General features: G+C 68.4%; 21 protein-coding genes. 14 read left to right on the top strand and 7 right to left on the bottom strand.

Annotation, left to right across the window (positions count from 1 at the left end):
• Positions 1–52: 52 nt before the first annotated feature.
• Positions 53–1,702 (top strand): serine/threonine-protein kinase, encoded by a 1,650-nt coding sequence (locus NMI01S_RS13800; protein WP_062997231.1) that lies wholly within the window; start codon positions 53–55, stop codon positions 1,700–1,702.
• A gap of 25 nt (positions 1,703–1,727) precedes the next feature.
• The gene (locus tag NMI01S_RS13795) at positions 1,728–2,393 is read left to right on the top strand and encodes an HAD family hydrolase (protein ID WP_281186707.1); all 666 of its coding nucleotides are present in this window, start codon (positions 1,728–1,730) and stop codon (positions 2,391–2,393) included.
• Here NMI01S_RS13795 and NMI01S_RS13790 read toward each other — a convergent pair.
• A complete protein-coding gene (locus tag NMI01S_RS13790) occupies positions 2,350–4,908 on the bottom strand; it encodes an ATP-binding protein (RefSeq protein WP_062997229.1) in 2,559 nt (852 codons plus the stop codon). The two genes, NMI01S_RS13795 and NMI01S_RS13790, sit on opposite strands and share 44 nt — an antisense overlap.
• A gap of 168 nt (positions 4,909–5,076) precedes the next feature.
• On the opposite strand from NMI01S_RS13790, the gene NMI01S_RS13785 reads away from it, so the two are divergent.
• The 6 genes from NMI01S_RS13785 to hisG all read left to right on the top strand — a co-directional run bounded on the left by NMI01S_RS13785 (position 5,077) and on the right by hisG (position 10,766).
• Complete coding sequence (locus NMI01S_RS13785; RefSeq protein ID WP_245716855.1) at positions 5,077–6,036, top strand: HalD/BesD family halogenase; 960 nt, start codon at positions 5,077–5,079, stop codon at positions 6,034–6,036.
• Positions 6,037–6,064: 28 nt separating this feature from the next.
• Positions 6,065–6,874: a class I SAM-dependent methyltransferase gene (locus tag NMI01S_RS13780; RefSeq protein ID WP_218001095.1), complete on the top strand. Its 810-nt coding sequence runs from the start codon at positions 6,065–6,067 to the stop codon at positions 6,872–6,874.
• Complete coding sequence (locus tag NMI01S_RS13775) at positions 6,871–8,685, top strand: choline/carnitine O-acyltransferase (protein WP_062997227.1); 1,815 nt, start codon at positions 6,871–6,873, stop codon at positions 8,683–8,685. Before NMI01S_RS13780 ends, NMI01S_RS13775 begins: the two co-directional genes overlap by 4 nt.
• Positions 8,686–8,885: 200 nt before the next feature.
• A complete protein-coding gene (locus tag NMI01S_RS13770; RefSeq protein ID WP_245716854.1) occupies positions 8,886–9,473 on the top strand; it encodes a GNAT family N-acetyltransferase in 588 nt (195 codons plus the stop codon).
• Between the two features lie 85 nt (positions 9,474–9,558).
• Positions 9,559–9,822 carry a phosphoribosyl-ATP diphosphatase gene (locus NMI01S_RS13765; protein ID WP_030518144.1) on the top strand — a complete coding sequence of 88 codons (264 nt, stop codon included), beginning with the start codon at positions 9,559–9,561 and terminating at the stop codon, positions 9,820–9,822.
• A 92-nt stretch (positions 9,823–9,914) separates the two neighbouring features.
• Complete coding sequence (gene hisG, locus NMI01S_RS13760; RefSeq protein ID WP_062997225.1) at positions 9,915–10,766, top strand: ATP phosphoribosyltransferase; 852 nt, start codon at positions 9,915–9,917, stop codon at positions 10,764–10,766.
• 22 nt (positions 10,767–10,788) lie between these two features.
• Here hisG and NMI01S_RS13755 read toward each other — a convergent pair whose 3' ends face one another.
• Positions 10,789–11,652: a RecB family exonuclease gene (locus NMI01S_RS13755; RefSeq protein ID WP_062997223.1), complete on the bottom strand. Its 864-nt coding sequence runs from the start codon at positions 11,650–11,652 to the stop codon at positions 10,789–10,791.
• 83 nt (positions 11,653–11,735) lie between these two features.
• Between NMI01S_RS13755 and NMI01S_RS13750 the strand changes: the two genes are divergently transcribed.
• Positions 11,736–12,569, top strand: coding sequence for a tRNA (adenine-N1)-methyltransferase (locus tag NMI01S_RS13750; protein WP_062997221.1), 834 nt, complete (start codon positions 11,736–11,738; stop codon positions 12,567–12,569).
• Between the two features lie 117 nt (positions 12,570–12,686).
• On the opposite strand, the gene NMI01S_RS34830 is transcribed toward NMI01S_RS13750, so the two are convergent.
• Entirely contained in the window at positions 12,687–13,274 is a 588-nt protein-coding gene (locus tag NMI01S_RS34830; protein WP_245716853.1) for a WKL family lipoprotein, read from the bottom strand.
• A 182-nt stretch (positions 13,275–13,456) separates the two neighbouring features.
• Here NMI01S_RS34830 and arc point away from each other — a divergent pair, with 182 nt between their 5' ends.
• Positions 13,457–15,217, top strand: a complete 1,761-nt coding sequence (gene arc, locus NMI01S_RS13740) for a proteasome ATPase (protein ID WP_062997219.1) — start codon at positions 13,457–13,459, stop codon at positions 15,215–15,217.
• Positions 15,218–15,280: 63 nt separating this feature from the next.
• Here arc and NMI01S_RS13735 read toward each other — a convergent pair whose 3' ends face one another.
• Positions 15,281–16,012 (bottom strand): peptidylprolyl isomerase, encoded by a 732-nt coding sequence (locus NMI01S_RS13735; protein WP_439956260.1) that lies wholly within the window; start codon positions 16,010–16,012, stop codon positions 15,281–15,283.
• Positions 16,013–16,133: 121 nt separating this feature from the next.
• Between NMI01S_RS13735 and NMI01S_RS13730 the strand changes: the two genes are divergently transcribed.
• Positions 16,134–16,814, top strand: coding sequence for a TIGR00266 family protein (locus NMI01S_RS13730; RefSeq protein WP_036501799.1), 681 nt, complete (start codon positions 16,134–16,136; stop codon positions 16,812–16,814).
• Positions 16,815–16,863: 49 nt separating this feature from the next.
• On the opposite strand, the gene NMI01S_RS13725 is transcribed toward NMI01S_RS13730, so the two are convergent.
• Complete coding sequence (locus NMI01S_RS13725; RefSeq protein WP_062997217.1) at positions 16,864–18,144, bottom strand: phthiocerol/phthiodiolone dimycocerosyl transferase family protein; 1,281 nt, start codon at positions 18,142–18,144, stop codon at positions 16,864–16,866.
• Positions 18,145–18,226: 82 nt separating this feature from the next.
• On the opposite strand from NMI01S_RS13725, the gene NMI01S_RS13720 reads away from it, so the two are divergent.
• Positions 18,227–18,481, top strand: coding sequence for an acyl carrier protein (locus NMI01S_RS13720; protein WP_062997215.1), 255 nt, complete (start codon positions 18,227–18,229; stop codon positions 18,479–18,481).
• Here the strand turns inward: NMI01S_RS13720 and NMI01S_RS13715 are convergent.
• Both NMI01S_RS13715 and NMI01S_RS13710 read right to left on the bottom strand, forming a co-directional pair.
• A complete protein-coding gene (locus tag NMI01S_RS13715) occupies positions 18,469–19,938 on the bottom strand; it encodes a class I adenylate-forming enzyme family protein (RefSeq protein ID WP_062997213.1) in 1,470 nt (489 codons plus the stop codon). The genes NMI01S_RS13720 and NMI01S_RS13715 overlap by 13 nt on opposite strands.
• Positions 19,939–20,031: 93 nt before the next feature.
• Positions 20,032–21,315, bottom strand: coding sequence for a cytochrome P450 (locus NMI01S_RS13710; protein ID WP_062997211.1), 1,284 nt, complete (start codon positions 21,313–21,315; stop codon positions 20,032–20,034).
• Between the two features lie 107 nt (positions 21,316–21,422).
• Here NMI01S_RS13710 and NMI01S_RS13705 point away from each other — a divergent pair, with 107 nt between their 5' ends.
• Both NMI01S_RS13705 and NMI01S_RS13700 read left to right on the top strand, forming a co-directional pair.
• Complete coding sequence (locus tag NMI01S_RS13705; protein ID WP_062997209.1) at positions 21,423–23,060, top strand: GMC oxidoreductase; 1,638 nt, start codon at positions 21,423–21,425, stop codon at positions 23,058–23,060.
• 31 nt (positions 23,061–23,091) lie between these two features.
• The gene (locus tag NMI01S_RS13700; RefSeq protein ID WP_245716852.1) at positions 23,092–23,961 is read left to right on the top strand and encodes an SDR family NAD(P)-dependent oxidoreductase; all 870 of its coding nucleotides are present in this window, start codon (positions 23,092–23,094) and stop codon (positions 23,959–23,961) included.
• Positions 23,962–23,985: the final 24 nt, after the last annotated feature.

Raw genomic sequence — 23,985 nt, 5'->3', positions numbered from 1 at the left:
CACACATAGTGGTGGGGTGCTCGGCGTGTGAGCGCAGGAGGGGTTCGACACCATGACTTCAGATCGGCTGATCGCCGGGCGGTACCGACTGGCCGATCCCATCGGCAGCGGAGCCATGGGCGTGGTGTGGCGCGCCAGTGACGTTCGGCTGCGGCGCACCGTCGCGGTCAAGCAGCTGCTGCTGGCGCCCGGACTGACCAAGGCGCAGGCGCTCGAAGCGAAGATGCGCGCCATGCGGGAGGGACGTATCGCGGCGCGGCTGCACCACCAGAACGCGGTCACCGTCTTCGACGTCGCGGAGGAGGACGGCCAGCCCTGGCTGGTGATGGAGTACGTCGACGCGCCGAGCCTGGCGGCGCTGATGCGCGACAAAGGCCCGCTCGAACCGCGTGAAGTGGCCCGGATCGGGGCGAAGGTCGCCGCGGCGCTCGCGGCCGCGCACGACGCCGGCATCGTGCACCGGGACGTGAAGCCCGCCAACATCCTCGTCGCCGACAACGGGACGGTGAAGATCACCGACTTCGGTATCTCGCGCGCCGTCGGCGACGTCACGGTCACCTCGACCGGATTCCTGGCCGGCACCCCGGCGTATCTGTCGCCGGAGATCGCGCGCGGTGAGGATCCGGAACCGTCGTCCGACGTGTTCGCGCTGGGGTCGACGCTGTATGCCGCGGTCGAGGGCGCGCCGCCGTTCGGTGAGGGCGACAATCCGCTCGCGGTGCTGCATTCGGTGGTCAGTGCCAAGGTGCCCGAGCCGAAGCGCGCCGAATCGCTGGGCCCGGTGCTGATGAGCCTGCTGGCCGCCGACGGTGCCGACCGGCCCACCATGCGGGAAGCGCAACAGGCGCTCGAGGCCGTCGCCGACGGCCGATCGGCCGCGTTGGTCCCTGCGGCCACCAAAGTGCTCCCGCGCCCGGGCGTCGACGACGCCGGCGCGACCACGGTGCTGTCCAAGCCCGAGAAGACCACGGCCGCGGCCGGTGCCGCCCCGGCCGCAGGCGCATCCACCGCGAAAACGCCCGCGCCGCAACCGAAGCCGGGCCCGCTGCGCGACCGGCGGATCTGGGCGGCAGCCGCTGCCGCCGTTCTCGTCGTCGCGGTGATCGTCGGATTGGTGGCGACATCCGGGTCCGACGACGACCACACCACGGCGGCGGGCAACGGAACCACCTCGGCGCCGGAGCAACCCTCGGCGACCGCCTTCGCACCACCCGGCGCCGCGACCCCGGATGCGCCCGGCGGATCCTCGGCCAACGGCGCGGGTGGCAGCGCATCGCTCGGTAGCCCCGTGCCCAGCGGACAGCCCGCACCCGGCGCGGCGCCGAGTGGCGCCCCGGCGCCCGGTGCGAGCGCGACCCGGACGGCCCCGCCCGGAACCAGCGCTCCCTACGGCTCGGCCCAGCCCGCCGACGTCGCGGGTTTCATCTCCGGCTACTACGGCATGCTGCCCGGTAACACCAGCGGAGCCTGGGCCGAGCTGGCGCCGTCGTACCAGTCCCAGACCGGCGGCTACGCGCAATACTCGAATTTCTGGTCGACGGTGTCGTCGGTGCGGGTCGGCGGGGTGACACAGAGCGGTCCCGGGCGGGCGGTCGCGACGCTCACCTATACGCTGAAGAACGGGACCGTCACCTCCGAGAGCCGCTGGTTCACGGTGGATACGGCCACCGGCCGGATGCTCATCACCGCGTCGGGAACCTGACGCGGAATCGGAAGGAGAGCTCCGGGTGACTGTGGCCGCCGTGCTGTGGGATATGGACGGCACCCTGCTGGATTCGGAGAAGCTCTGGGATATCGGCGTGCGTGAACTCGCCGAGGAGCTCGGCGGCCGGATGACCGACGCCATCCGGCACGCGCTGATCGGCGCCGACGCCCGCAACGCGCTGCGGATCCTGTTCGACGGACTGGGCCTGGAACTCGACCCGGCGGCGATGCTCGCGGCGGGACAGTGGCTGGAACGCCGGGTCACCGAACTGATGGCCGGGCCCATTCCGTGGCGGCCCGGTGCGCAGGACGCGCTGGCGACGCTGCGGGCGGCGGGCCTGCCGGCCGGGCTGGTGACCAACACCAAGCGATCGATCACCGAGTTGTGCCTGGAAACGCTGGGCCGTCACATGTTCGACGTCTCGGTCTGCGGCGACGAGGTCGACAGCGGCAAACCCGCGCCCGATCCCTATCTGCGTGCCGCGCGGTTGCTCGGTGTCGCCCCGGAAGATTGTGTGGCCGTGGAGGATTCGCCGACCGGTTCGGCCGCCGCGCTGGCCGCTGGTTGCCGGGTGCTGGTGGTGCCGTGCGAAATCGCGGTCCCGTCGCGGCCCGGACTCGAATTCCGCGAATCCCTGGTGGGCCTCACCGTCGACGAGCTTGCCCTGGTTCACGCCGGCGTGCGCTGACCCGGGCCACCGAGCTCGCCGGTGCGGGTACGGCGCGGAGCCGGCCTGGCCTCGGCGCGAGGTCGGCACCGAGGCGGCGATCGGGTGGCACCAGCGGTGCGATGTCGGCGCGCGACGCGACGGCGAGCTTCCGCAGGACGGCCGCTATCTGGGCGTCCACCGTGCGCGCCGAACTACCCCGCCGGTCCGCGATGGCAGTGTTGGTCCACCCGGCCGCCGCCAGCGCGGCGACCTCCTGTTCGGCCCCGGTCAGCAGATCCCATTCCGGTGCGTGCGGTGTGACCGCGCACTCGTCCGGCACGGCGATGTCGCAGGCGAGCCGGCTGATCTCCCGCAGCGTCGTGCACACCTCGGTGCCCTCGCGATACGCCGCGTCGAAGGTGCGCGGACCCACCAGCCGCCGGATTCCGTCCGCCGCCCGGTCGGTCTCCGCCACGAAGGGCCGCAGCTGGGCGATGTCGACGCCGAGCCGGTGGCGCAGCGCCGCGGCGGCGCCCAGCAGTCGCGCGATCTCCTCGGCCGTCGCGCGCGGTGCGGCCGCAGGCGGCGCGTCGAGAGTCAGCCGCGCCAGTGCCCACGCCCGCGCGTGGACCGACCACACCACGCCCCAGGTGTCGCGGGTCGCGACCTGCCGGGCGAGGGTGGCGGGCGCGGCCGCGGCGGCCCACCGCGCGTCGCCGTGCAAGGTTTCGGCGATGATGCGCGCGATCTCGGCCCACGACTTCGCCCAGTCCGCACCCGAATCCGCCGCCTCGAGGTGGCGGGCGGTCACGGCGAGGGCCTGCCCGGGCGTACCGAGGAAGGCGGCGGCGAGCGCCTCGAACAGCGCGCTGATCGCCGCGTGCCCGTAATCCGCTGCGGCGGTGAACATTTCGCGAGCGCGGGAGAGTAGCACCAGCGCCCGCACATCCTGGTCGACGAGCATCAGCCGGCAGCCCAGGGTGAATACCACCGGCGCCGGAAGCGGTACGTCGGCGGTGGGGTCGGCGGCCAACCGTGCCCGTGCCGTCGGCTCGGGCACCGCGGCCGCCACACAGCGGTCGAGCAGCTCCTCCGCCTCGCCGGGCAGCCCCTGGCACAGGCAGATCCAGGCGATCGTGGCCATCGCGCGGATCCGCAGCGGCTCGGGCGCGGATTCGGCGGCGGCCAGTGTCTTCTCGGCGCGGCGCCGTGATTCGCGCAACGAACCCCGGAAGAAGGGCACATGCAACGCGATCATCCCCAGCGCGATCTCCAGCCCGGCCACCGCGTCGTCGGGCGAGTCCAGACTGCGGTCGATCGCGATCAGCAGGTTGTCCCACGACGCGCGCGCCCACTGCGGCAACCGGCCGTCGCCGTCGTCCGAACTCGTGATCCGGTCGCGGTAATAGCGGAGGTGCCGGTCCGCCAGCCGCCGCGGCTCGCGCGGATCGCGTTCGGCCAGGCGCTCCCGGGCGAACAGCCGCAAACTCTCCAGCAGCGAATAGCGCACCTCCCGGGCGCTCAGATGCACGGTGACCAGCGATTGGTCGGCCAGCCGTTCCAGCAGTTCCTCGACCTCCGCGGCGCTCGGCTCCGCTGCCGCACCGTCGGAGTCATCGGGCCCGGCGCAGATGGCTACGATCGCGTCGAGGTCGGCGCCCACCTCGAGGCCCGAATCGGCTTCGGCGTCGGCGGGATTGACGTCGTATCCGGGTGCGAAGACCGACATCCGCTCGAACAGCAGCCGCTCGCGCGCGTCGCACAGTTCGAACGACCACGCGATCACGTCGGTGATTCCGCGATGCCGGGTGTCCGCGCCGACCAGAGTGGCGGGCGGCCAGTGCAGGCGGGTGTCGCCGGCGCGGCCGTCGAGATCGCGCAGGATCACCGCCGGCGGGCGCCGCCGCAGCCGCGCCGCGGCGAGCCGGATGTGCAGCGGGTAATGGTGCAGATGCCGGCAGATGGAGGCCACCGTGCCGGCGCTGTCGGGGCTGAGCACGGTACCGGTCAGGGCCGCGCGCTTGTGGAACAACTCCACGGCCTGGTGCTGCGTCAACGGCGGGAGCGGCAGGAGTTGCTCGTCGATCCAGCCGAGGGGGCGACGGCTGGTGGCCAGCACCGTCAGGTCCGGCACCGTCTCGATCAGCTCGGCGATCACCTGCCCCGCGCCGTCGGTGACGTGTTCGCAGTTGTCCATGACCAGCACCGGGGGTGCGTCGGTGGCACCGAGGGTGTCGCTCAGCGCGGGCCAGGGATCCCGCCCGGAGAAGTCGTGATCGACGACCGCGCGTACCACTTCCTCGGCCACTCCGGCCGCGTCCGTCCCCGCCGCCAGACGCGCCAGGCGCACCCAGTGCACGCGCCGCTCGCCGGTCCGGGGCAACCGGTGCACGGCCTCGGTGACCAGGCGAGTCTTGCCCAGCCCACCCGCACCGATCACCGTGATCAGCCGCGCGGGCCCGGACAGCAGGGTCGCCAGCCGCCCCAGTTCCGGTTCGCGGCCGATGAATTCGTCGGAGATGGTCGGGACGGTGCCCACCCGCAGTGGCGCCATCTCGCGACCCTACCGCCCGTGCGCGGCGGCCGGGCGGGCAGCGGTGCGTCGCGGCGTTGTGGTCGCGAATATCGCTGGCGCACATGGTTACTCGAGGGTTTGTGAGGTTTCCCAATGATATCCGGGAATCTGCTGTGCGATGGCGTCCGGCAGGTCACAATGATCTTCATGGCGGCGACAGGGGGTTGTGGCAACGTGGGTGAAATGGGCCGGGTGAACGGCGAAACGGCTGGGGGAGAAGGCCCTTCGGAACGGGTGGGTGGTGCGGCGGCCGGACCGGCCCTGACCGCCGTCGTCGACACCGAGCGCTATCCACTGGACGCGCCCGGCAGCGCGCGGTGGGACGAGGTGGTGCGCCGGGCGCGCGACGACCTCGCCGCCGACGGCTGCACCGTCCTGCCCGGCTTCGTGCGCCCGGACCTGCTGGCCACGCTGCGCGACGAGGGCGCCGAACTCGCCCCGCACGCCTACTACACGGTCGAGAAGGTCAACGCGTACAACATTCCGCTCGACAGCGACCTGCCTCCCGACCATCCGGCCACGATCGTGCTCGAGCGCGGAAACGCCTTCGTCGCGCGGGATCTGATTCCCCGGACCGCGGTGATCCAGGTGCTCTACACGAGTGCGGCGTTCCAGCGATTGGTCGCCGAATGCTTCGGTCTGCCGCAATTGCACGAATACACCGATCCGCTGGCGGGGTTGTGCCTCAACGTGGTTGCGCCCGGCATGTCGCATCCGTGGCATTTCGACACCAACGAATTCACGGTCTCGATGCTGACCCAGGAGCCGGACGCGGGCGGGATCTTCGAATACTGCCCGCGCATCCGGACACCGGAATCGGAGAATCTGGCCGATGTACGCGCGGTGCTCACCGGATCGGGCGAGCCGCTCATCCGGCGGCTTACACTGCGCCCGGGCGATCTGCAATTGTTCCAGGGCCGTTTCTCCCTGCACCGAGTCTCACCGGTGGAGGGCGCCACCCAGCGTCACAGCGCGATCTTCGCCTACAGCGACCGCCCGGGCATCGTGGGCGCGGTCGAACGCACCCGGCAACTGTTCGGGCGGGTTCTGCCGGACCATCTGGCCGCGGCGGGCAATGCCGTACGCGGCGACCGACTTCTCGACTGATCACCCGCTCGACTCAGGAGGATCGCCCGTGACGGTTTCGATGCACAGCACCGGAAAAGCTTCGTTCGACGACATCTACGACCGCCCCGATCCGAGCGCCTACTGCCGCCGGATGGCCGAATTGGACTACTGCATACCGGAATTGGCGAAGCCCGCCTTCCTCGAACTGTTCGCCGACTACGAGGCGCACACCGGTACCGCGCCGACCGTCCTGGACCTGGGCTGCTCCTACGGGGTGAACGCGGCGCTGCTGCGCTTCGGCACCACCGTCGCCGATCTGGCCGAGCACTACGGTGACGCGGATACCGCCACCTGCATCGCCCGCGACCGCGCCCGCCTGGCCGCCGACGACCGGCTGCCCGAGATCCGCTTCATCGGCATGGACGCCTCCGCGCCGGCGTTGGACTACGCGGCCGCCACCGGACTGCTGCACGAAACCGTCCACGCCGATCTGGAGGCGGGCGATCCCACCGAGGCGCAGCGCAAGATCATCGGCTCGGCGGATCTGGTGATCTCCACGGGCTGCGTCGGTTACGTCACCGGCCGCACCCTCACACGGGTGGCCCGCGCGCACGGCACCCGGCTACCGTGGATGGCACACTTCGTCCTGCGGATGTACGCCTTCGAACCGATCGCGCGCGAACTCGCCGCCCTGGGGTACCGGACCGAGCGCCGTCCCGGCACCTTCCGGCAGCGTCGATTCGCCTCCGCCGCCGAACAGCAACAGGTATTGAATACGTTGACCGCCAACGGAATCGATCCGACCGGCTACGAATCCGACGGCTGGCTGCACGCCGAACTGTACATATCCACACCGACCCCCGAGGACCGCCCGTGACCGACCGTACCTTCGCCTTCGACGATCAGCTGCCGCGCGTGCCGCTGCCCACGCTCGACGACAGCTGTGCGCGTTTCCTGCAGTGGTCGCGGCCGCTGCTGTCGGAGGACGAATACGCCGATACCGAGCGCGCGGTGGCCGATCTGCTGCGCGCCGACGGTCCGGCCCGGATCCTGCACGCCGATCTGGAGCGGTTCGACAGCAGCCCCGGCGTCGGCAGCTGGCTCGACGAGTTCTGGCCCTCGCGCTATCTGGGCCGTCGCGACCGGATCGCGGTCAACGCCAACTTCTTCTTCCTGTTCCGCAACGACACGCCACTGGCGCAGTCCACCTCGGACCAGCAGGCCGATCGCGCCGCGGCGCTGATCACCGCCGCGGTGAACTACAAACTGCTGCTCGATCGGGAGGAGATCCCGCCGGTCGTGCAACGCGGAGCGCACTTTTCGATGGCGCAGAACAAATTCCTGTTCTCCGAGACCAGGATTCCGGGCGACCCGCAGGACAGCGTGCGGGTGCCCTACAGCGACGACTGGCCCGGACCGTCGCAGGCGCGCCACATCGTGGTCTTCCACCACGGCGCCATGTTCCGGATGGAGGTCATCGGCGCCGGCGGTGCCCCGCACGCCCCGGAGGACCTCGCCGACGGACTGCGGGCCGTGCTCAAGGCGGCGCCCGACCAGCTGCCGGTCGACTCCTCGGCCGGGCATCTGACCACCATGGCGCGGGCCGAATGGGCCGGTGTGCGTGGCCGTTTGCTCGAGGATCCGGAGAACGCGGCGGCGCTCGAGGTGATCGAAACCGCGCTGTTCTGCGTCTGCCTCGACGATGTGACCCCGGCCGATCAGCTCGCGGCCAGTGATCAGCTGCTGCACGGCGACAGCGGTAACCGGTGGTTCGACAAGGCGGTCTCGCTGATCGTGTTCGCCGACGGCAGCGCCGGTATCAATGTCGAGCACTGCGGGCTCGACGGCACCACCATCCTGTCGTTCGTCGACCGGCTGCTCGAGGCCCCGGCGGCCGAGCACGCCGCGCAGTCGGGGGCGCAACCGCAGGGACTGCCCTCGGTGGAGCCGATCGAATTCCGGCTCGACGATCGGTTGCGCGGTGAGATCTCCTCGGCCGCAGCCGCATTCGCGCAGTTCGTCGCCGACAACGCCACCACCACGGTGTCGTTCGACCACTTCGGCACCGGCCGCGCCAAGGAACTCGGCATCTCGCCGGACGCCTTCGCGCAGTTGAGTTACCAGCTCGCCCATCAGCGCAGCAAGGGGATGATCGGGGCCACCTACGAATCGATCGCGACCCGGCAGTATCGCAACGGCCGCACCGAGGCCATGCGTGTGATCACCCCGCAGATCCTGGAATTCGTTGCCACGATGGACGATTCGTCGGCCGATGCGGCGACGAAGCTCGCGGCCGCCCGGGCCGCCGCGACCGCCCATGTGGAGCGGGCCAAACAGTGCCAGCGCGGTGAGGCGCCGGAGCAGCACCTGTGGGAGCTGCAGTGGGTGCAGCGCCGGCGCGGCGCCGAACTGGGCGCCACCGAGCCGATGCCGTTCTTCGACAGCCCGGGCTGGATCATCACTCGCGACGACTACCTGAGTACGAGTTCGGCGCCCTCGGCGAATATCGAGTACTTCGGTTTCGGCTGCACCAGCCCGAAGTGCATCGGCATCGCCTACGTCCTGCTGCCGGATCGCTGGAACATCTACCTCGCGACACCGAAAGCGGTAGCGGAGCAGATGTATCGGTTCGCCGACGAACTGCGGACCGCGGTATCCGAACTGGAGGAGCTGCTCGCCTCGGCCTGATCGGCGGACTGCACCCGAGTCGATCGCCACGGTGGGCGGACGGCTCGGGTGTCGGTCGTATCCGTGGCCGCAGCGAACCGCGGTCGCGCGAGTCCGCCGTGGCCGCGCCGGGTTCGGTCCGCAGCTGCCGGCTCCGGAGCGCAGGCTGCGTGCCGCTCGTTCCGGGGTGGGCGTGCGCCCCGATTGCTAGCCTCGTTCCCGTGCCCGACTCGGTGATCCCGCAGTTCGCCTGGCGCCAGGTGACGCCGGCGGATTTCGCGCTGCTGGGGCATTGGCTGGCGCAACCACACGTGCGGCGGTGGTGGCATCACGACTTCGACGCCGCATCGGTCGAACGCGATTTCGGCCCGACCGCGCGCGGGGAAGTGGCCGCGGAGGATCTGCTCGTCAGCGCCGACGGCGAACCCGTCGGGCTGGTGCAGCGGATCCGCTGGGCGGACTGGCCCGAGTACGTCGAACAGATGCGGCCGATCCTCGACGTGCCCGGCGAGGCCGTGTCGCTGGACTATCTGATCGGCGAGCCGGGGCGGTCGGGCCGCGGCCTGGGTTCGGCGATGCTGCGCGCCGTCGTCACGGCGAGTTGGGACGACTATCCGCGCGCCGACTGCATCCTCATCCCCGTCGCGGCCGCCAACCGCGCGTCCTGGCGGGCGCTGGAGAAGGCCGGTTTGCGCCGAGTCGCGGAAGGGGAGCTGCCGCCGGACAACCCGATCGACGACGGGTGGCATTACATCTATCGCATCGATCGTCCCCGTGCGGCTGCGCCGTCGGCGCCCGCCGGACCGTGACTACGCGCACACTCGCGGCAACCGCGGCGCCCGCGCCGATAACCGATTGCGGGACATATGCGGTCGTCTGAAAGAATGGCCTCCCGTGAAGACTTTCGAAACCCTGTTCGCCGAGCTGCAGGATCGTGCGGCCAACCGTCCGGAAGGTTCCGCAACCGTGGCGGCATTGGACGCCGGGGTCCATGCGCAGGGCAAGAAGGTGATCGAAGAGGCCGGTGAGGTGTGGATCGCCGCCGAACACGAGACCGACGAACAGCTGGCCGAAGAGATCTCGCAGCTCCTGTACTGGGTGCAGGTGCTGATGGTGGGCCGCGGTCTGCGGCTCGAGGACGTGTACCGACATCTGTGACGGGTGAGGCCCGGGCTGCCACGGCTCCCGGGCGAAACGGTTCGACCGCTCCCTGACACATTTGTCCGCCACCCGTCCCGAAAGGACACACCATGCTTCGCGTCGCAGTCCCCAACAAAGGCGCCCTGTCCGAATCGGCCGTCGAAATTCTCACCGAGGCCGGATACCGCAAACGCAGCGATTCGCGCGACCTGTCGGTGATCGATAACGCCAACCAGGTCGAATTCTTCTTTCTCCGCCCGAAGGACATCGCGATCTACGTCGGATCGGGACGTCTCGACCTCGGCATCACCGGCCGCGATCTGGCCCTGGATTCCGGCGCCCCGGTGCAGGAACGCCTCGGCCTCGGTTTCGGCCGCTCCACCTTCCGCTACGCCGCCCCCGCCGGGCGCGAATGGAAGGTCGAGGACCTCTACGACAAGCGGATCGCCACCAGCTACCCGAATCTGGTGCTGCAGGATCTGCAGCGCCGGGGCATCGAGGCCGAGGTGATCCGGCTCGACGGTGCGGTGGAGATCTCCATCCAGCTCGGCGTCGCCGATGCCATCGCCGACGTGGTGGGCTCCGGCCGCACCCTGCGCCAGCACGATCTGGTCGCCTTCGGCGATTCGCTGTGCGATTCGGAGGCCGTGCTGATCGAGGCCACCGGTTCCGATCGCAGCGACAAGGTCCGCAACCAGCTCATCGCCCGGGTCCAGGGTGTGGTCTTCGCCCAGCAGTATCTGATGCTGGACTACGACTGCCCGAAGGATCTGCTGGACCGCGCCGCCGCGATCACGCCCGGGCTGGAGTCGCCGACCGTCTCCCCGCTGACCGACCCCGGCTGGGTCGCCGTGCGCGCGCTGGTGCCGCGCAATCAGGGCAACGGTGTGATGGATCAGCTCGCCGAACTGGGCGCCAAGGCGATTCTGGCCACCGATATCCGTTCCTGCCGCGCCTTCTGACGTCGACGGACGGGCGCCGCGGTCACGGGTGCGGCACCGTCGCGGCGGCATCGTCCGGCCAGCCCGGATACGGCGGCGGGGTACCGCCGTAGGCCGGGCACAGGGAGTGGTACTCGCAGAATTTGCAGCTCCACCCGGGCCGCGGCGGGAAATCTCCGTCGCGGCCCGCGGTGGTGATCGCCGCCCACAGGGCCGACACGATGCGCTCGAACCGGACGAGTTCGTCCGCGTCCGGCGCATAGGTCAGGATCTGCCCGTCGCGCAGGTACAGCAGCCGCAGCTGGGCCGGTGCCACTCCGCGGGTGCGGTACATGATCAGCGCGTAGAACTTCAGCTGGAACAGCGCCTTCTGCTCGGCGTCGGGCGCGGGTGTTCGGCCGGTCTTGTAGTCGACGACCCGCAACCGGCCGTCCGGCGCGATATCGATGCGGTCGACATAACCGCGCAGCGGCGATCCGTCCGCCAGCCGGACCTCCACCAGCGATTCACAGGATTCCGGGTCGAATCCGGTGGGGTTCTCGAGATTGTAGTAGGCGCGGACCAGGCGGCTCACCTCATCGAGAAACGGTGGGAGACCGCCTTGTTCGAGCACCACCTCGACCTCGGGGCGATCTGCCAGCAAACGCTGCCAGGCCGGTTCCACCAGCGCCGCGGCCCGCTCCGGAACGCGTTCACCACTGGGTAGCCCGTACAGCGATTCCAGTACCGCGTGCACCACCGTTCCGCGTACGGCGTCGCGGCCGGGAGTTTCCGGAATGCGGTCGATCGCGCGTAATCGGTATTTGAGCGGACATTGTTTGAAATCGATTGCCCGCGAGGGCGACAACGCCGGTCCGCGGGAAACGGCCGGTAATTCGGGCGGGGTCGCCGTCGGTGGTGCGGACATACCTGGCAGGCTATCGGCGGGTACCGACACATTCCGCGGCGCGTGACCGCCGCCGGAAATGACGCACAGGAGAACGGAGATTCATGACGGCCAGACGGACCGGCCCATTCGCCACGGGGGACCGGGTGCAGCTGACCGATGCCAAGGGCAGGCAACACACCGTCGTCCTGGAGCCGGGCAAGGAGTTCCACACCCACAAGGGACCGATCCGCCACGACGAGCTGATCGGCGCCGACGAGGGCTGTGTGGTCCAATCCGCCAACGGCACACCGTATCTCGCGCTGCGGCCGCTGCTGGTCGACTACGTGCTGTCGATGCCGCGCGGTGCGGCCGTCATCTATCCCAAGGACGCCGCGCAGATCGTGCACGAGGGTGACGTGTTCCCCGGAGCGCGGGTGCTCGAGGCCGGCGCGGGATCGGGCGCGCTGACCTGCTCGCTGCTGCGCGCGGTCGGGCCGAACGGCAGTGTGCGCTCCTACGAGATCCGCGAGGACCATGCCGAGCACGCCGTCCGCAACGTCGAGCGATTCTTCGGCGAACGGCCGGACAACTGGACACTGACCCTCGGCGACGTCGCCGACTACGACGGCGAGCAGGTCGACCGGGTGGTTCTGGACATGCTCAAACCGTGGGACGCGCTGCCGGCGGTCTCGCGCGCGCTGATCCCCGGCGGGGTCCTGATCGTCTACGTCGCCACCGTCACGCAGCTGTCGGAGGTCGTGGAGGCGCTGCGCCAGCAACAGTGCTGGACCGAGCCCCGGTCCTGGGAGTCACTGGTGCGGCCGTGGCACGTGGTCGGCCTGGCGGTGCGCCCCGAGCACCGCATGCAGGGGCATACGGCCTTCCTGGTGAGCGCCCGCCGCCTCGCCGACGGCGTGGTGGCACCCAAACCGCAGCGGCGCCCCTCCAAGGGCTGAGCGGGCGGCTGAGGCCTCGTCCTCCGTTCGCGGTCCTCGGCTCGATCGCCGGCCGCCCGCTCGGGCGCGGCGGCCCGGTTCGCGCCCGGCGGAACCGGGGCCGGTGTCGTAGCCCGATCAGGGCTGGCAGGGCGCCATACCCATGGCCAGGATCTGGCACGCGGAGGCGTCCGACAGCTGCCAGCCGGCGGTCGAGTGCTGCCAGGTCATCGGCATGGGGCCCGCCGGGCCGTGCGGCGAGGTGATGGTGACCTGGCCGGTGGCCTGGTCGCCCTCGGTCTTGATATCGGCGACGGTGAAGGTGATGGTGCCGTAGTTGGCCAGGCCCTTGGTCATGGTGTCGATGTTGGCGGCGCGTTTATCCCCTCCGACCACCAGCTTTTCCTTCTCGGCCGTCGGCTTGGCCGGATCCACGAAACCGTTGAGGGTGGCCTGCAGCTCCTCGGCGGTGGGGGCGGGCGCGGCGGTGGCGCTCGTCGCGGCGGCCGAGGCCGAGGTGGCGGTGGTGGCGCTCGTCGGCGTGGAGTCCTGGGAATTGTCGGACCCGCATGCTGTCATAGCGGTAACGGCGAGCGCGGCCAACGCGGTAGCCGTAGCAAGACGCAACCGGCGCGCACCGGAAACACCGGCGGTCCGCGTGGCGTTGCTCCCGGTGCGGGTACTGCCACCGAAGGGAGTAGCGCTGTGGCGGGTAGGAAGGAGCATCGACTAGACCTTTCGGTTCGGTCCGGCGAAATCGCTCGCCGAATGCAGGTTAGGGCAGGCTAACATGGTGGCCCGGGCCGGTAGACCGCAGCTGAGATGTGATCACGACGAAACCATGTCGGAAAGCGAGAACGGTTCGCGCCCGGTAGCGTTGATAGACCGGGACTGGGAGGAGCAGCATCATGAGCCCCATCGAGAATTCGGATTCGGCGGCCTGGAGAGAACTCGAGGTGGTACGCGCCGAGGCGGCTGCACTCCGTAGGCAACTCGCCGACTCGCCGGATCGTTCAAGGGAATTGGAAGCTCGTATCGATTCGCTGACGATTCGCAACACCAAACTGATGGACACCCTCAAGGAGGCTCGTCAGCAGTTGGTGGCGCTGCGTGAGGAGGTCGATCGGCTGGGCCAGCCGCCCAGCGGCTACGGCGTGCTGATCGGTGTGTACGAGGATCAGACGGTCGACGTGTTCACTTCCGGACGCAAGATGCGCCTGACGTGCTCGCCGAACATCGACACCTCGGAACTGCACTACGGACAGACCGTGCGCCTGAACGAGGCGCTCACAGTCGTCGAGGCCGGCACCTTCGACCGGACCGGTGAGATCGGCACCCTGCGTGAGGTCCTCGACGACGGCCGTCGCGCCCTGGTCGTGGGGCATGCCGACGAAGAACGCGTGGTTTGGCTGTCGGGCCCGCTGTCGGCGCTGGTCGACGCGGACGACGTCGAAGATCCGAACGCGCCCGTGCGGCGGTTGCGCCCGGGTGACTCGCTGCTCGTCGACACCAAGGCCGGATTCGCGTTCGAGCGCATCCCCAAGGCCGAGGTCGAGGATCTGGTGCTCGAAGAGGTGCCCGATGTCGGTTACGAGGACATCGGTGGCCTGGGCCGCCAGATCGAGCAGATCCGCGACGCGGTGGAGCTGCCGTTCCTGCACAAGGATCTGTTCCGGGAGTACGCGCTGCGCCCGCCCAAGGGTGTGCTGCTCTACGGTCCGCCGGGCTGCGGTAAGACGCTGATCGCCAAGGCGGTCGCCAACTCGCTGGCGAAGAAGATCGCGGAGGCGCGCGGGGAGGACGCCAAGGAGGCCAAGTCCTTCTTCCTCAACATCAAGGGTCCCGAGCTGCTGAACAAGTTCGTGGGCGAGACCGAGCGCCACATCCGGATCATCTTCCAGCGGGCTCGTGAGAAGGCCTCCGAAGGCACCCCGGTGATCGTGTTCTTCGACGAGATGGACTCGATCTTCCGCACCCGTGGTTCGGGTGTGTCCTCGGATGTGGAGACCACGGTCGTGCCACAGCTGCTGTCGGAGATCGACGGTGTGGAGGGCCTGGAGAACGTCATCGTGATCGGTGCGTCCAACCGCGAGGACATGATCGACCCCGCGATTCTGCGGCCCGGCCGCCTGGACGTGAAGATCAAGATCGAGCGTCCGGATGCCGAAGCGGCACAGGACATCTTCTCCAAGTACCTCACCGAGCAACTGCCCCTGCACGCCGACGACATCGCCGAGTTCGCCGGCGATCGCTCCAAGTGCGTCAAGGCGATGATCGAGCGGGTCGTGGACCGGATGTACGCCGAGAGCGAGGACAACCGCTTCCTCGAGGTCACCTACGCCAACGGTGACAAGGAGGTCCTGTACTTCAAGGACTTCAACTCCGGCGCCATGATCCAGAACATCGTGGACCGTTCCAAGAAGTACGCGATCAAGTCCGTGCTGGAAACCGGCAATCCCGGTCTGCGCATCCAGCACCTGTTCGATTCGATAGTCGACGAGTTCTCCGAGAACGAGGACCTGCCCAACACCACCAATCCTGATGACTGGGCACGTATTTCGGGTAAGAAGGGCGAACGGATCGTCTACATCCGGACGCTGGTTACCGGTAAGAACGCTTCGGCGAGCCGGGCGATCGATACCGAATCCAATACGGGTCAGTACCTCTAGGAGTACCGCACACACACGAAGGCCGCGCCCGCATCGCGAGCGCGGCCTTCGCCGTATCCGGTGTCAGCGCCGGGCAGTGGCCACCGAGTCGAGCACAATATCGGTGGCCGGTGCGCCGTCGCCGGATCCGTCCTTCACGCCGCCCGCGGCGATGTTCTGCAACACGTCCATACCGCCGGTGATCCGGCCGAACGGGGTGTAGTGGGGCGGCAGTTTGCTGTCGGAGTAGACCAGGAAGAACTGGCTTCCGTTGGTGTTGGGACCGGAGTTGGCCATCGCGACCGTTCCCGCCGGGTAGGTCGCACCGGCGAGATTCTCGTCTCCGAACCGGTAGCCGGGACCGCCGGTGCCGGTGCCGGTCGGGTCACCGCACTGCAGCACGAAGATGCCCTCGGTGGTCAGGCGGTGGCAGCGGGTGTGGTCGAAGTACTGCTCGCCGGCGAGGAAGGCGAACGAGTTGACCGTATGCGTCGCCCGCGCGGAGTCGAGGGCGACGGTGATGGTCCCGCAGTTGGTTTCCAGCGTCGCGGTGTAACCGGCGTTCGGGTCGATGGTCACCGCGGGTTCGGCAGGCCACTGCTTGCCGTTGGGCTGAGCGTCGCCGGGGGTCATGCAGCCGGGAGCGTGGGTGTGCAGGGGCAGCGGGGCAGCCACCGCGGGCGTGCCGCCGGCCAGCAGCGCGATCGCCGCACCCGCCGCCGCCAGGCCGCTGCGCACCGGCAATCTGCGCGATCTGCGGTTGCGTCGGGCGGAGTGGTCGAGATCGGACTGCGAGTGTGGGAAATCGATATGCACCGGGGCGGGCCTCCGACATTCGTCTCGTGATTCGGTTCGGTCGCCCGGCATCATCGCATGCCCGCCCGCCGGGTGCGGGTGAATGGGACATCCCGCCCCCGGCGCTGCTAACGTCGCGGCCATGCAGGTGGTGTTGCGGCATAATCCGTCGTCCACGGTGGCACGGTGTTTTCTCGCCGGTGGGGAGCCGTTGCGGGCGGAAACCGGTGCGATGGTGGCCCATTCGGCCGGAGTGAGCCTGGCCGCGAAGGCCGAGGGCGGATTCCTGGCGGGGCTGAAGCGTTCCGTGCTGGCCGGTGAGTCGTTCTTCGTGTCCACGTTCACCGCGCCGCCGCAGGGCGGCTGGGTCGATGTCGCGCCGGCGTTACCCGGCGACATGCTGGCGTTGCCGATCGCGCCGGACCGCCCGTACTTCATCAGCCGCGGCGGCTGGATCGCCAATTCCCATGGCGTGCAGGTGGAAGCGAAATGGGGCGGGTTCGCCAACATGTTCGGCGGCGAGGGCGGATTCGGCTTGCGCGCCCAAGGGCAGGGCGAGGTCGTGGTCGGCGTCTTCGGCGCGATCGACGTGATCGATCTGCAGCCGGGTGAGTCGGTGACCATCGACTGCGGCCACGTGGTGGCCTACGACCTCGCACTGAAATTCGGTATCCGCCGGGCGGTTTCGGGTCGTTCGCTGCAATCGATCACTTCCGGCGAGGGTCTGGTGTTCGACTTCACCGGTCCGGGCCGGGTGCTGCTGCAGACTCGCAACCCGGGCGCGTTCGCGGCGTGGGCCGGCGCGGTCACCTCGTCGGGCTAGGCGATGGCGTGCCGGACGGCTTCGCGGGCGTGCGGCGATCGGCGCGTGCTCAGCCGGTCCTTTCGAGCCGGGCTACCGCGGTGTCGGTGAGCCACTGGACCTCGTTGTCGCTCATCGCCATTGCCGTGTAGCACACGCTGAGGTCCAGGCCACCGAGCCGCTCGTTGGCGATCACGAACAGAGACGGGCCGAACGTGTCGAGCGAAACGGATCTGGTGGTGTCCTCGAGCGTGTAAGCGCCGTAGCTGGACTGGAGGCCGGACTCGCCTGCCGTGGTAACCGCGAGCCCGTCGACACGCCGGTGGTTTCGGAGCGTCGGGACCGCTTCGTGCCGAAATACCTCCCAATCGGGAAATCCCATGATGGAGGCGGACTCTCGATGCTTGGCGAGCGTGGCGATCAGCGTGAAGGAGACCTCGCGGGCGATGGCCCAGAAGTCGTCGGTTATCGGGTGCTCGGTACGGAGAATGTCGACGTAGCAACCGTAGGTGTCGGGTGGCAGCGCCACCGTACTGAGGCGACGGAGGTCGACAGTGGTCAATACGGTCATGACCTCGAGCCCGTACCGTTCTCGCACGGCAATCAGGAAGGCGGCCGTCACCGCCCCGTGAAGCGTCGTTCGGTTGGCTTTGATCGCATCTGCGAGCGTTGCCGTTTCGGCGGGCCCGAGGTGACGCTCCAGTACCCGCGTCTGTTTCTTCGGATCGCGTACGGTCTGCTTGGGTAGCCGGATGGCCGGCGTATAGGTGTTCTTGCCGCCCCTGCCGGCCGCGTTCGGCAGGCCTGCCTCGATCGGCGGTGGCAGGGCCGTGACGCGCCGCGGATGCCTGTGCTCTACGGCCGGATCGGCGAGAAATTCCAGAAGGCCTCGAGCGAGCATGTTGGCGGACCGGGCGTCGAGCGTCGCGTGATCGGCACATATGACGATGTGGTTGAGATCGGCATCGGGTAGCTGCCGCACCAGTGTGATCCGCAGGCGAGGATGTTTGCCCTTCGGGATCGGCGTGCGCATGTCCGCGGCAAGAACCGCGCGCCAAGCCTGCGGGTCGGTGTCGTCGAGCACCGTCAACGGGATCTCGGTCGTGCCCTCGGTGTCGAACCAGCGCCGGCGATAGGCGAAGGGCGGCAGGGGGCGCCAGACAACCTTGCCATAGCGGATATGAGCGCGAAGGATAGGGTGCTGGGTCTGCAACCAGGCGAGCGCGCGCCTCACCAGCGCCGGATCGATGCGTCCGCGCACGTGCAGCACCTGCATGGTGATCAGTCCGCGCCGGGCATGCAAATGATTGAGCAGTTGTTCGCGTTCGCCCAGTGGGCGAGTTTCGCCCACGCCGTCCTCCCAGGTTTTCGAATTCCATTTTCAGATCGCGATGAAGTCGGCTGATATGCTGACCATGTAAAGGATTCGAGTGATGAATGATTTCGAACCGCCGATCGTCGAGTATATCTCGATCATGGCGGCTGAAACCGGCGAAGCGCCGGTCGGTCGCGACACCCCTTTGCTCGAGATCGGCCTGCTGGACTCGATCAGTCTGGTGAAACTGGTGAATTTCCTCGAGAACCGATTCAAGATCAGCATTCCGGATACGGAGATACGGGCGGAACTGTTCGAATCTCCCGCGAAGCTGGCATCCTATGTTTCGCAGCGAGCGGCTCAGCCCGCCTGAAGTTCGCGCAGCCGCGCGCGCAGCACCTTGCCGGTCGGGCTCCGCGGAAGTGCGTCGACGAACGCGATCTCCGCCGGGACCTTCTGAACCGACAGCCGTTCGCGGGCATAGCGAATCACCTCGTCGGCCGACAGATCCGCCCTTTTGACGACGAACGCGATCAGCCGATTACCGCTGCGCGGATCCGGTAGACCCGTCACCGCGGCGGCGGCGACGGCGGGCAATGTCATGAGCGTCTCCTCGACCTCGATGGGGTCGACCTTGTAGCCCGATACCTCGATCAGCAGCTTGCTGCGGCCACGAATGAAGAGGCGACCTTCGTCGTCGAGCGAGGCGAGATCGCCGGTCCTGAACCAACCTTCGTCGAACGCCTCGGCATTGGCCGCGGCATCGCCGAGATAGCCCCGCATGAGCGATGACGATTTCAGCTCCAGCTCGCCGACGGATGGGCCGAGTTCGGTGTCGAACGGAACGATCCGGACCCTGCCATCGCCCGCCGGCTTGCCCACCGAGGCCCAGCTGGCGTCGGGATCGGCGGAGTCGTTGTGCGAGAACATACTGGCCTCGGTCGAGCCGTAATCCTGCCGGAGCGTGATACCGAGGCGCTCGCGCACCATGTCGAAGACGGGCCGCTTCAGGGCGACGCCGCCCGAGAAGGCCAGGCGCAGATCCAGGTCGAAACTGCCGCGCGCACCGGCGATGATCTCGTACATCGCCGGCACGGCGCCCATGAAGGTGACGCGCTCGCGGACGATGGTGTCGAGCAGTTTCCCGCGTGAAAGCGCCAGCGGCAGCGGATCGCTCCAGTAGAGCGTCGTCGCACCACCGGCGAGGGCCTGGGTAACGCCCAGGAGGAAGCCCATCGCGAAGTTGCCCGGCAGAATGTCGAGGACGATATCGTCGGGCGCGATGTCCCAGGCTGTGCTCGCTCGCTCACTGTCGGCGATGAGTTCCCCATGGGTGTGCGGCACCACCTTGGGCAACCCGGTCGAGCCGGACGAGAAGAGATAGAGCGCGACGGTTTCACTCGACAGTTTCGGCAGCCGGGCGGGGGAGTGCGCTTCGGGCAGGGCAGTGGTCAGGAATACGGGAATCTCTGGCGCCGCATCTGCGACGAGCATCCCGGCAGCCGCGGCAAGGCCGGGAGTTGCGACGACGGCCTTGGGGCCGGCCTTTCTCGCGAATGTGACGAGTTCGGAACGCGTGGCCGTCTCGCCCAGCGGCATCGCGATGGCGCCGATGGCGAAGAGCGCGTGGGCAGTGACGAACAGATCGGGTGAGTTGGGAATCAGCAGGGCAACGGGATCGCCGGTCTCGACGCCGCGTTCGAGGAAGCCGGCAGCGAGTCGACCTATCCGTTCGACCAGCGCCGCGTAGGGTGTGAATTCTTCGCCCTGCCGCAATCCGCTGGTGATCGGTGCTCGCGCTGTCAGCGCGAGCAGATTGTCGTAGATCATCTCTACTCCGCGCAACCCCGGCCTTCCGCCCGTAAGAATAGGAGGCGGTCGCGGCATCTACAAGGCGCAGCGACCACGCGTGTGGACAGAGAACTACCCGGTGGACAGCAGGGCCGGCATCGAGCGGTAGGCGTGGAGGTTCCGCAGCGGATGAGGGATCGGTGGGCCGTCCAGGCTCAGATCCGGATACCGCTCGAAGAGAGCTCGCAGCGCGACGGCGCCTTCCAATCGGGCGAGCCTGGCTCCCAGGCAGCCGTGTATCCCGCTGCCGAACGCCAGATGTTGCGCGGCGTTGTCCCTGGTGACATCGAATTGCTGAGGGTCGGGGAAGACCGCGGGATCGTTGTTGGCTCCGGCCAGTGACAGCAGGACGAGCGAACCGGAGGCGATGTGCTGATCAGCGATATCCGCGTCGCAGTTCGCGACCCGCCCGGTCATCCGGACCGGACCGTCGTAGCGCAGGATCTCCTCGATCGCGTTCGGCCACAACTCCGGCTGTGCGGCGCACAGTTCCAGCTGGTCCGGATGGCTTGTCAGCAGGACGATGCCGTTGCCGAGCATGTTCACCGTCGTCAGGAATCCGGCGTCCAGCAACAGAGTGGCGTTGGCGATCTGCTCGCGCCGGGTGAGCTCGTCACTGGTCGCCAGCGTGCTGAGCACATCATCTCGCGGTCGGGTGGTGAGCCCGTCGAGATACTGCTCGAAGTACCGTTCGACCTCGGCCAAGTCTTCGATGGCGTGGCGGTAGGTGGTCCAGGACAGGCCGCGTTCGAGCAGCGGCGCACCGGAGTCGCCCCATTTCAGCAGAGTCGAACTCATGTCTTTCGGCAGCCCGAGGATTTCGGCGATGATCGTGACGGGCAGCTGTGCGGAAAAGTCGGCGATCAGATCGGGCCGAGGCTTCGACCGCAGCCGTTCGACCAGTTCATCGGCTACTTCGGCGATTCGCTCCGCCAGCAGGGCGATCGCCTTCGGTCCGAATGCCTGTCCGACCAGGCGCCGGTACCGGGTGTGATCCGGCGGATCGGTCACCAGCATCGAGGGAGGTTCGCTCAAATTGGGAAGTCCCAGATCGGTTTTGGTCAGCATCCAGCGGACCGGCTTCGGCAAGGCCGGGTGATTGGGCGTCACGACGCCGAAGCGCCGGTCTCGCAGGATGAGCCGGCACAGTTCGTAGTCCGCGGTGACGCGCGCACCCGACATCTTGGGAATCCGACCCCGCCGCCGGATCTGCTCGATGTACGGCGACGAACCCAGCAAGCGATCGGGACCGACGGCGATTTGCCCGAGCGGGTCGCCCAGATGCGCCGAGCACTGGAGATAGGTCCGTGGAAGGCCGTGTGTGAGCAGCCATCGAGTCCATGCGCGAGTCAACATTGTCACCTACTACCCGACCTACTCCCTATGATAGGTAGTCGCTATGTCCGGCGCATTCGTTGTGTGCCGCCGGTGATCGAGCGACGTCGGATCGGCAAGGGGCCGTGATGGACAGGCGCGATTTCGTCAAGGGCGTCGGGTTGGGGGCGGCGATGCTGGGTCTTGCGCGGGTGGACACCGCCGCGCCGGTCGCCCGGGCGGACAACCTCGTCCCGAGCCCGAGAACCCCGATCTATCGCATGCTGGTGCCGGAGATCTTCGCGCCGTTGCCGGATCCGGCCGATCATGTACCCGCGATCGTCGTCGGATCGGGGTTCGGGGCGTCGGTCACCGCGCTGCGACTGTCGCAGTCCGGCACTCGGGTCGCGGTGCTCGAGCGCGGATCGCGCTGGCCTAGCGACCCGTGGCGTGACATCTTCGCGCAGGACACCGTCCCGGACGGCCGCGGCTTCTGGTACCGCACCAGCTTCACCGGGGTGAACCGGGTCCGCCTGGCGGTCGATGCGTTCGGCGGTGTTCTCGATGTGTGCAGCTACCCGGGGATGGATGTGTGGCGCGGAGCGTGTGTCGGTGGTGGCTCGGTGGTGTTCACGGGGGTGTTCCTCGAGCCGGAGCAGCGGTTCTTCGACCACGTGTTCCGGGGCGTGGTCGACTATCGCGAGATGCGCGAGGTCTACTACCCCAGAGTCCGGCAGACGCTGCGGCCGAGCCCGATACCGCAGGACATCTACAACTCCGTCGCGTTCGCGCACGCTCGTGCCTGGGACGGACAGGTCCGCGCGGCCGGCTACGTGCCGCAGCGAAACGACGGCATCTGGCGGTGGAACGTCATTCGCGACGAACTGGAGGGACGATCGAGGCCGTCGGCGACGATCGGCTGTTCGAACCTCGGCAACTCCAACGGCGCGAAATTCGATCTGAACCAGAACTATCTGCGCTATGCCGAGGCCACCGGCTGTGCTGGGATCTATCCGGGCCATCGCGTGGACGCCATCGCCAGGGAACCCGGGGCGTCGGGTCGCTATACCGTCGCGGTGACCAAACTCGCCCCGACGGGCGAGGTGCTGCGCGCCCGCACGTTGACCTGCGACATGCTCTTCCTGGCCGCGGGTTCCATCGGCACTTCCGAGCTGCTGGTACGCGCGCGGGCCACCGGAGCGCTGCCGGACCTGAACGAACACATCGGCGAAGGCTGGGGCACCAACGGCGATGTGGCCCTGGCGCGTCCGCTCACCACGCTCGAGGTGGGCACGCAGGGCGCACCGTCCGCGAGCCGGATTCTGGACGAGGCGGGCGCCCCCGTGGCGCTGGAGAGCTGGTTCGTCCCCGGCACGACACCCGTCGACGTCACCGTTCTCGCGTCGCTGGGCATAGTGCTCGACGACACCCGGGGCCGGTTCGTCTGTGACCCGTCGGGCGATGGGCACGTCGAGCTGCAATGGCCACCCAGCGGTGCTGCCGGCTATCTCGAGCGCGCGCGAGAGGTGAACAGCAACGTGGCATGTCACTGCCCGCCCGCTTTTCGCGCGGGGCTGGACGCGGACGCGTCGTTCACGTCCCACCCGCTGGGTGGCGCTGTGATCGGACGGGCGACCGACGGGTACGGCCGCGTGCGTGGTTATCGAAATCTCTATGTGATGGACGGGGCGGCCATACCCGGTAGCACCGGAACGGTGAACCCCTCGTTGACGATCAGCGCGCTGGCCGAGCGCAATATCGAAGAGATCATCCGTTCCGGTGGGTAGCGGAGAAGGCCGGGGGATACAGTCGGAAACTGTGGACCAGACCCCGGTCACGAATCGCGAGCGGTCGCTCGCCGAACGGGCGGCTATTCGGCTGCTGTACCCCACAGTCCGGGCGACCGGGGAATCGTTGCGGGCGGCGGTCGCGGACAAGGTGGTGCTGGTGACCGGTGCCTCGCACGGCATCGGTAAGGCCAGTGCGCGGAAGCTGGCCGCGGCCGGGGCCGTGGTGGCGCTGGTGGCGCGTTCCCGGCCCGAACTCGAACGGCTGGCCGCCGAGATCACAGCGGCCGGCGGCACAGCTCACCCGTATGCGAGCGACTTGACCGATATGGATGCCGTCGAGTCGCTGGGCCGGACGCTGCTGGCCGAATACGGGCATATCGATGTCGTGATCAGCAACGCGGGAAGGTCCATCCGGCGGCCGATCGTCGAGTCCTACGACCGTTTCCACGATTTCACCCGCACCATCGATATCAACTATCTGGGTCCGGTGCGGCTGCTGCTCACCCTGCTGCCCGATATGTGCGCCCGTCGGCAGGGGCATATCGTCAATGTATCCACCTGGGGTGTGCTGATGCCGCCGAGCCCGCGTTGGTCGGCCTACGGTGCCTCGAAAGCGGCGTTCGACGTCTGGCTGCGCAGCGTGGCCGCGGAAATCGCCGGCAATGACGTCACCACCACTTCGGTATACATGCCACTGGTCCACACCAGGATGAGCGCACCGACAGACTTCCGCCGCATCCCTGCTCTCACGGTGGCGGAAGCCTCCGATCTCATCGCGTATGCCGTCGCCGCGAAGCCGCGCGATATCGCCCCCTGGTGGGCAGTCCGGGTCCAAGCTTGGTCCGCTGTCCACCGCGACCGCGTTCAGCGCTTTCTGGAACATCGGTCTCGTCGCTGAGGGCCGCGCCGGTCATTTTCGGAA

The sequence above is a fragment of the Nocardia mikamii NBRC 108933 genome (genome assembly GCF_001613505.1).
GTDB classification, from domain to species: Bacteria; Actinomycetota; Actinomycetes; order Mycobacteriales; family Mycobacteriaceae; genus Nocardia; species Nocardia mikamii.
This window is presented reverse-complemented; position numbering and strand designations above follow the sequence as displayed.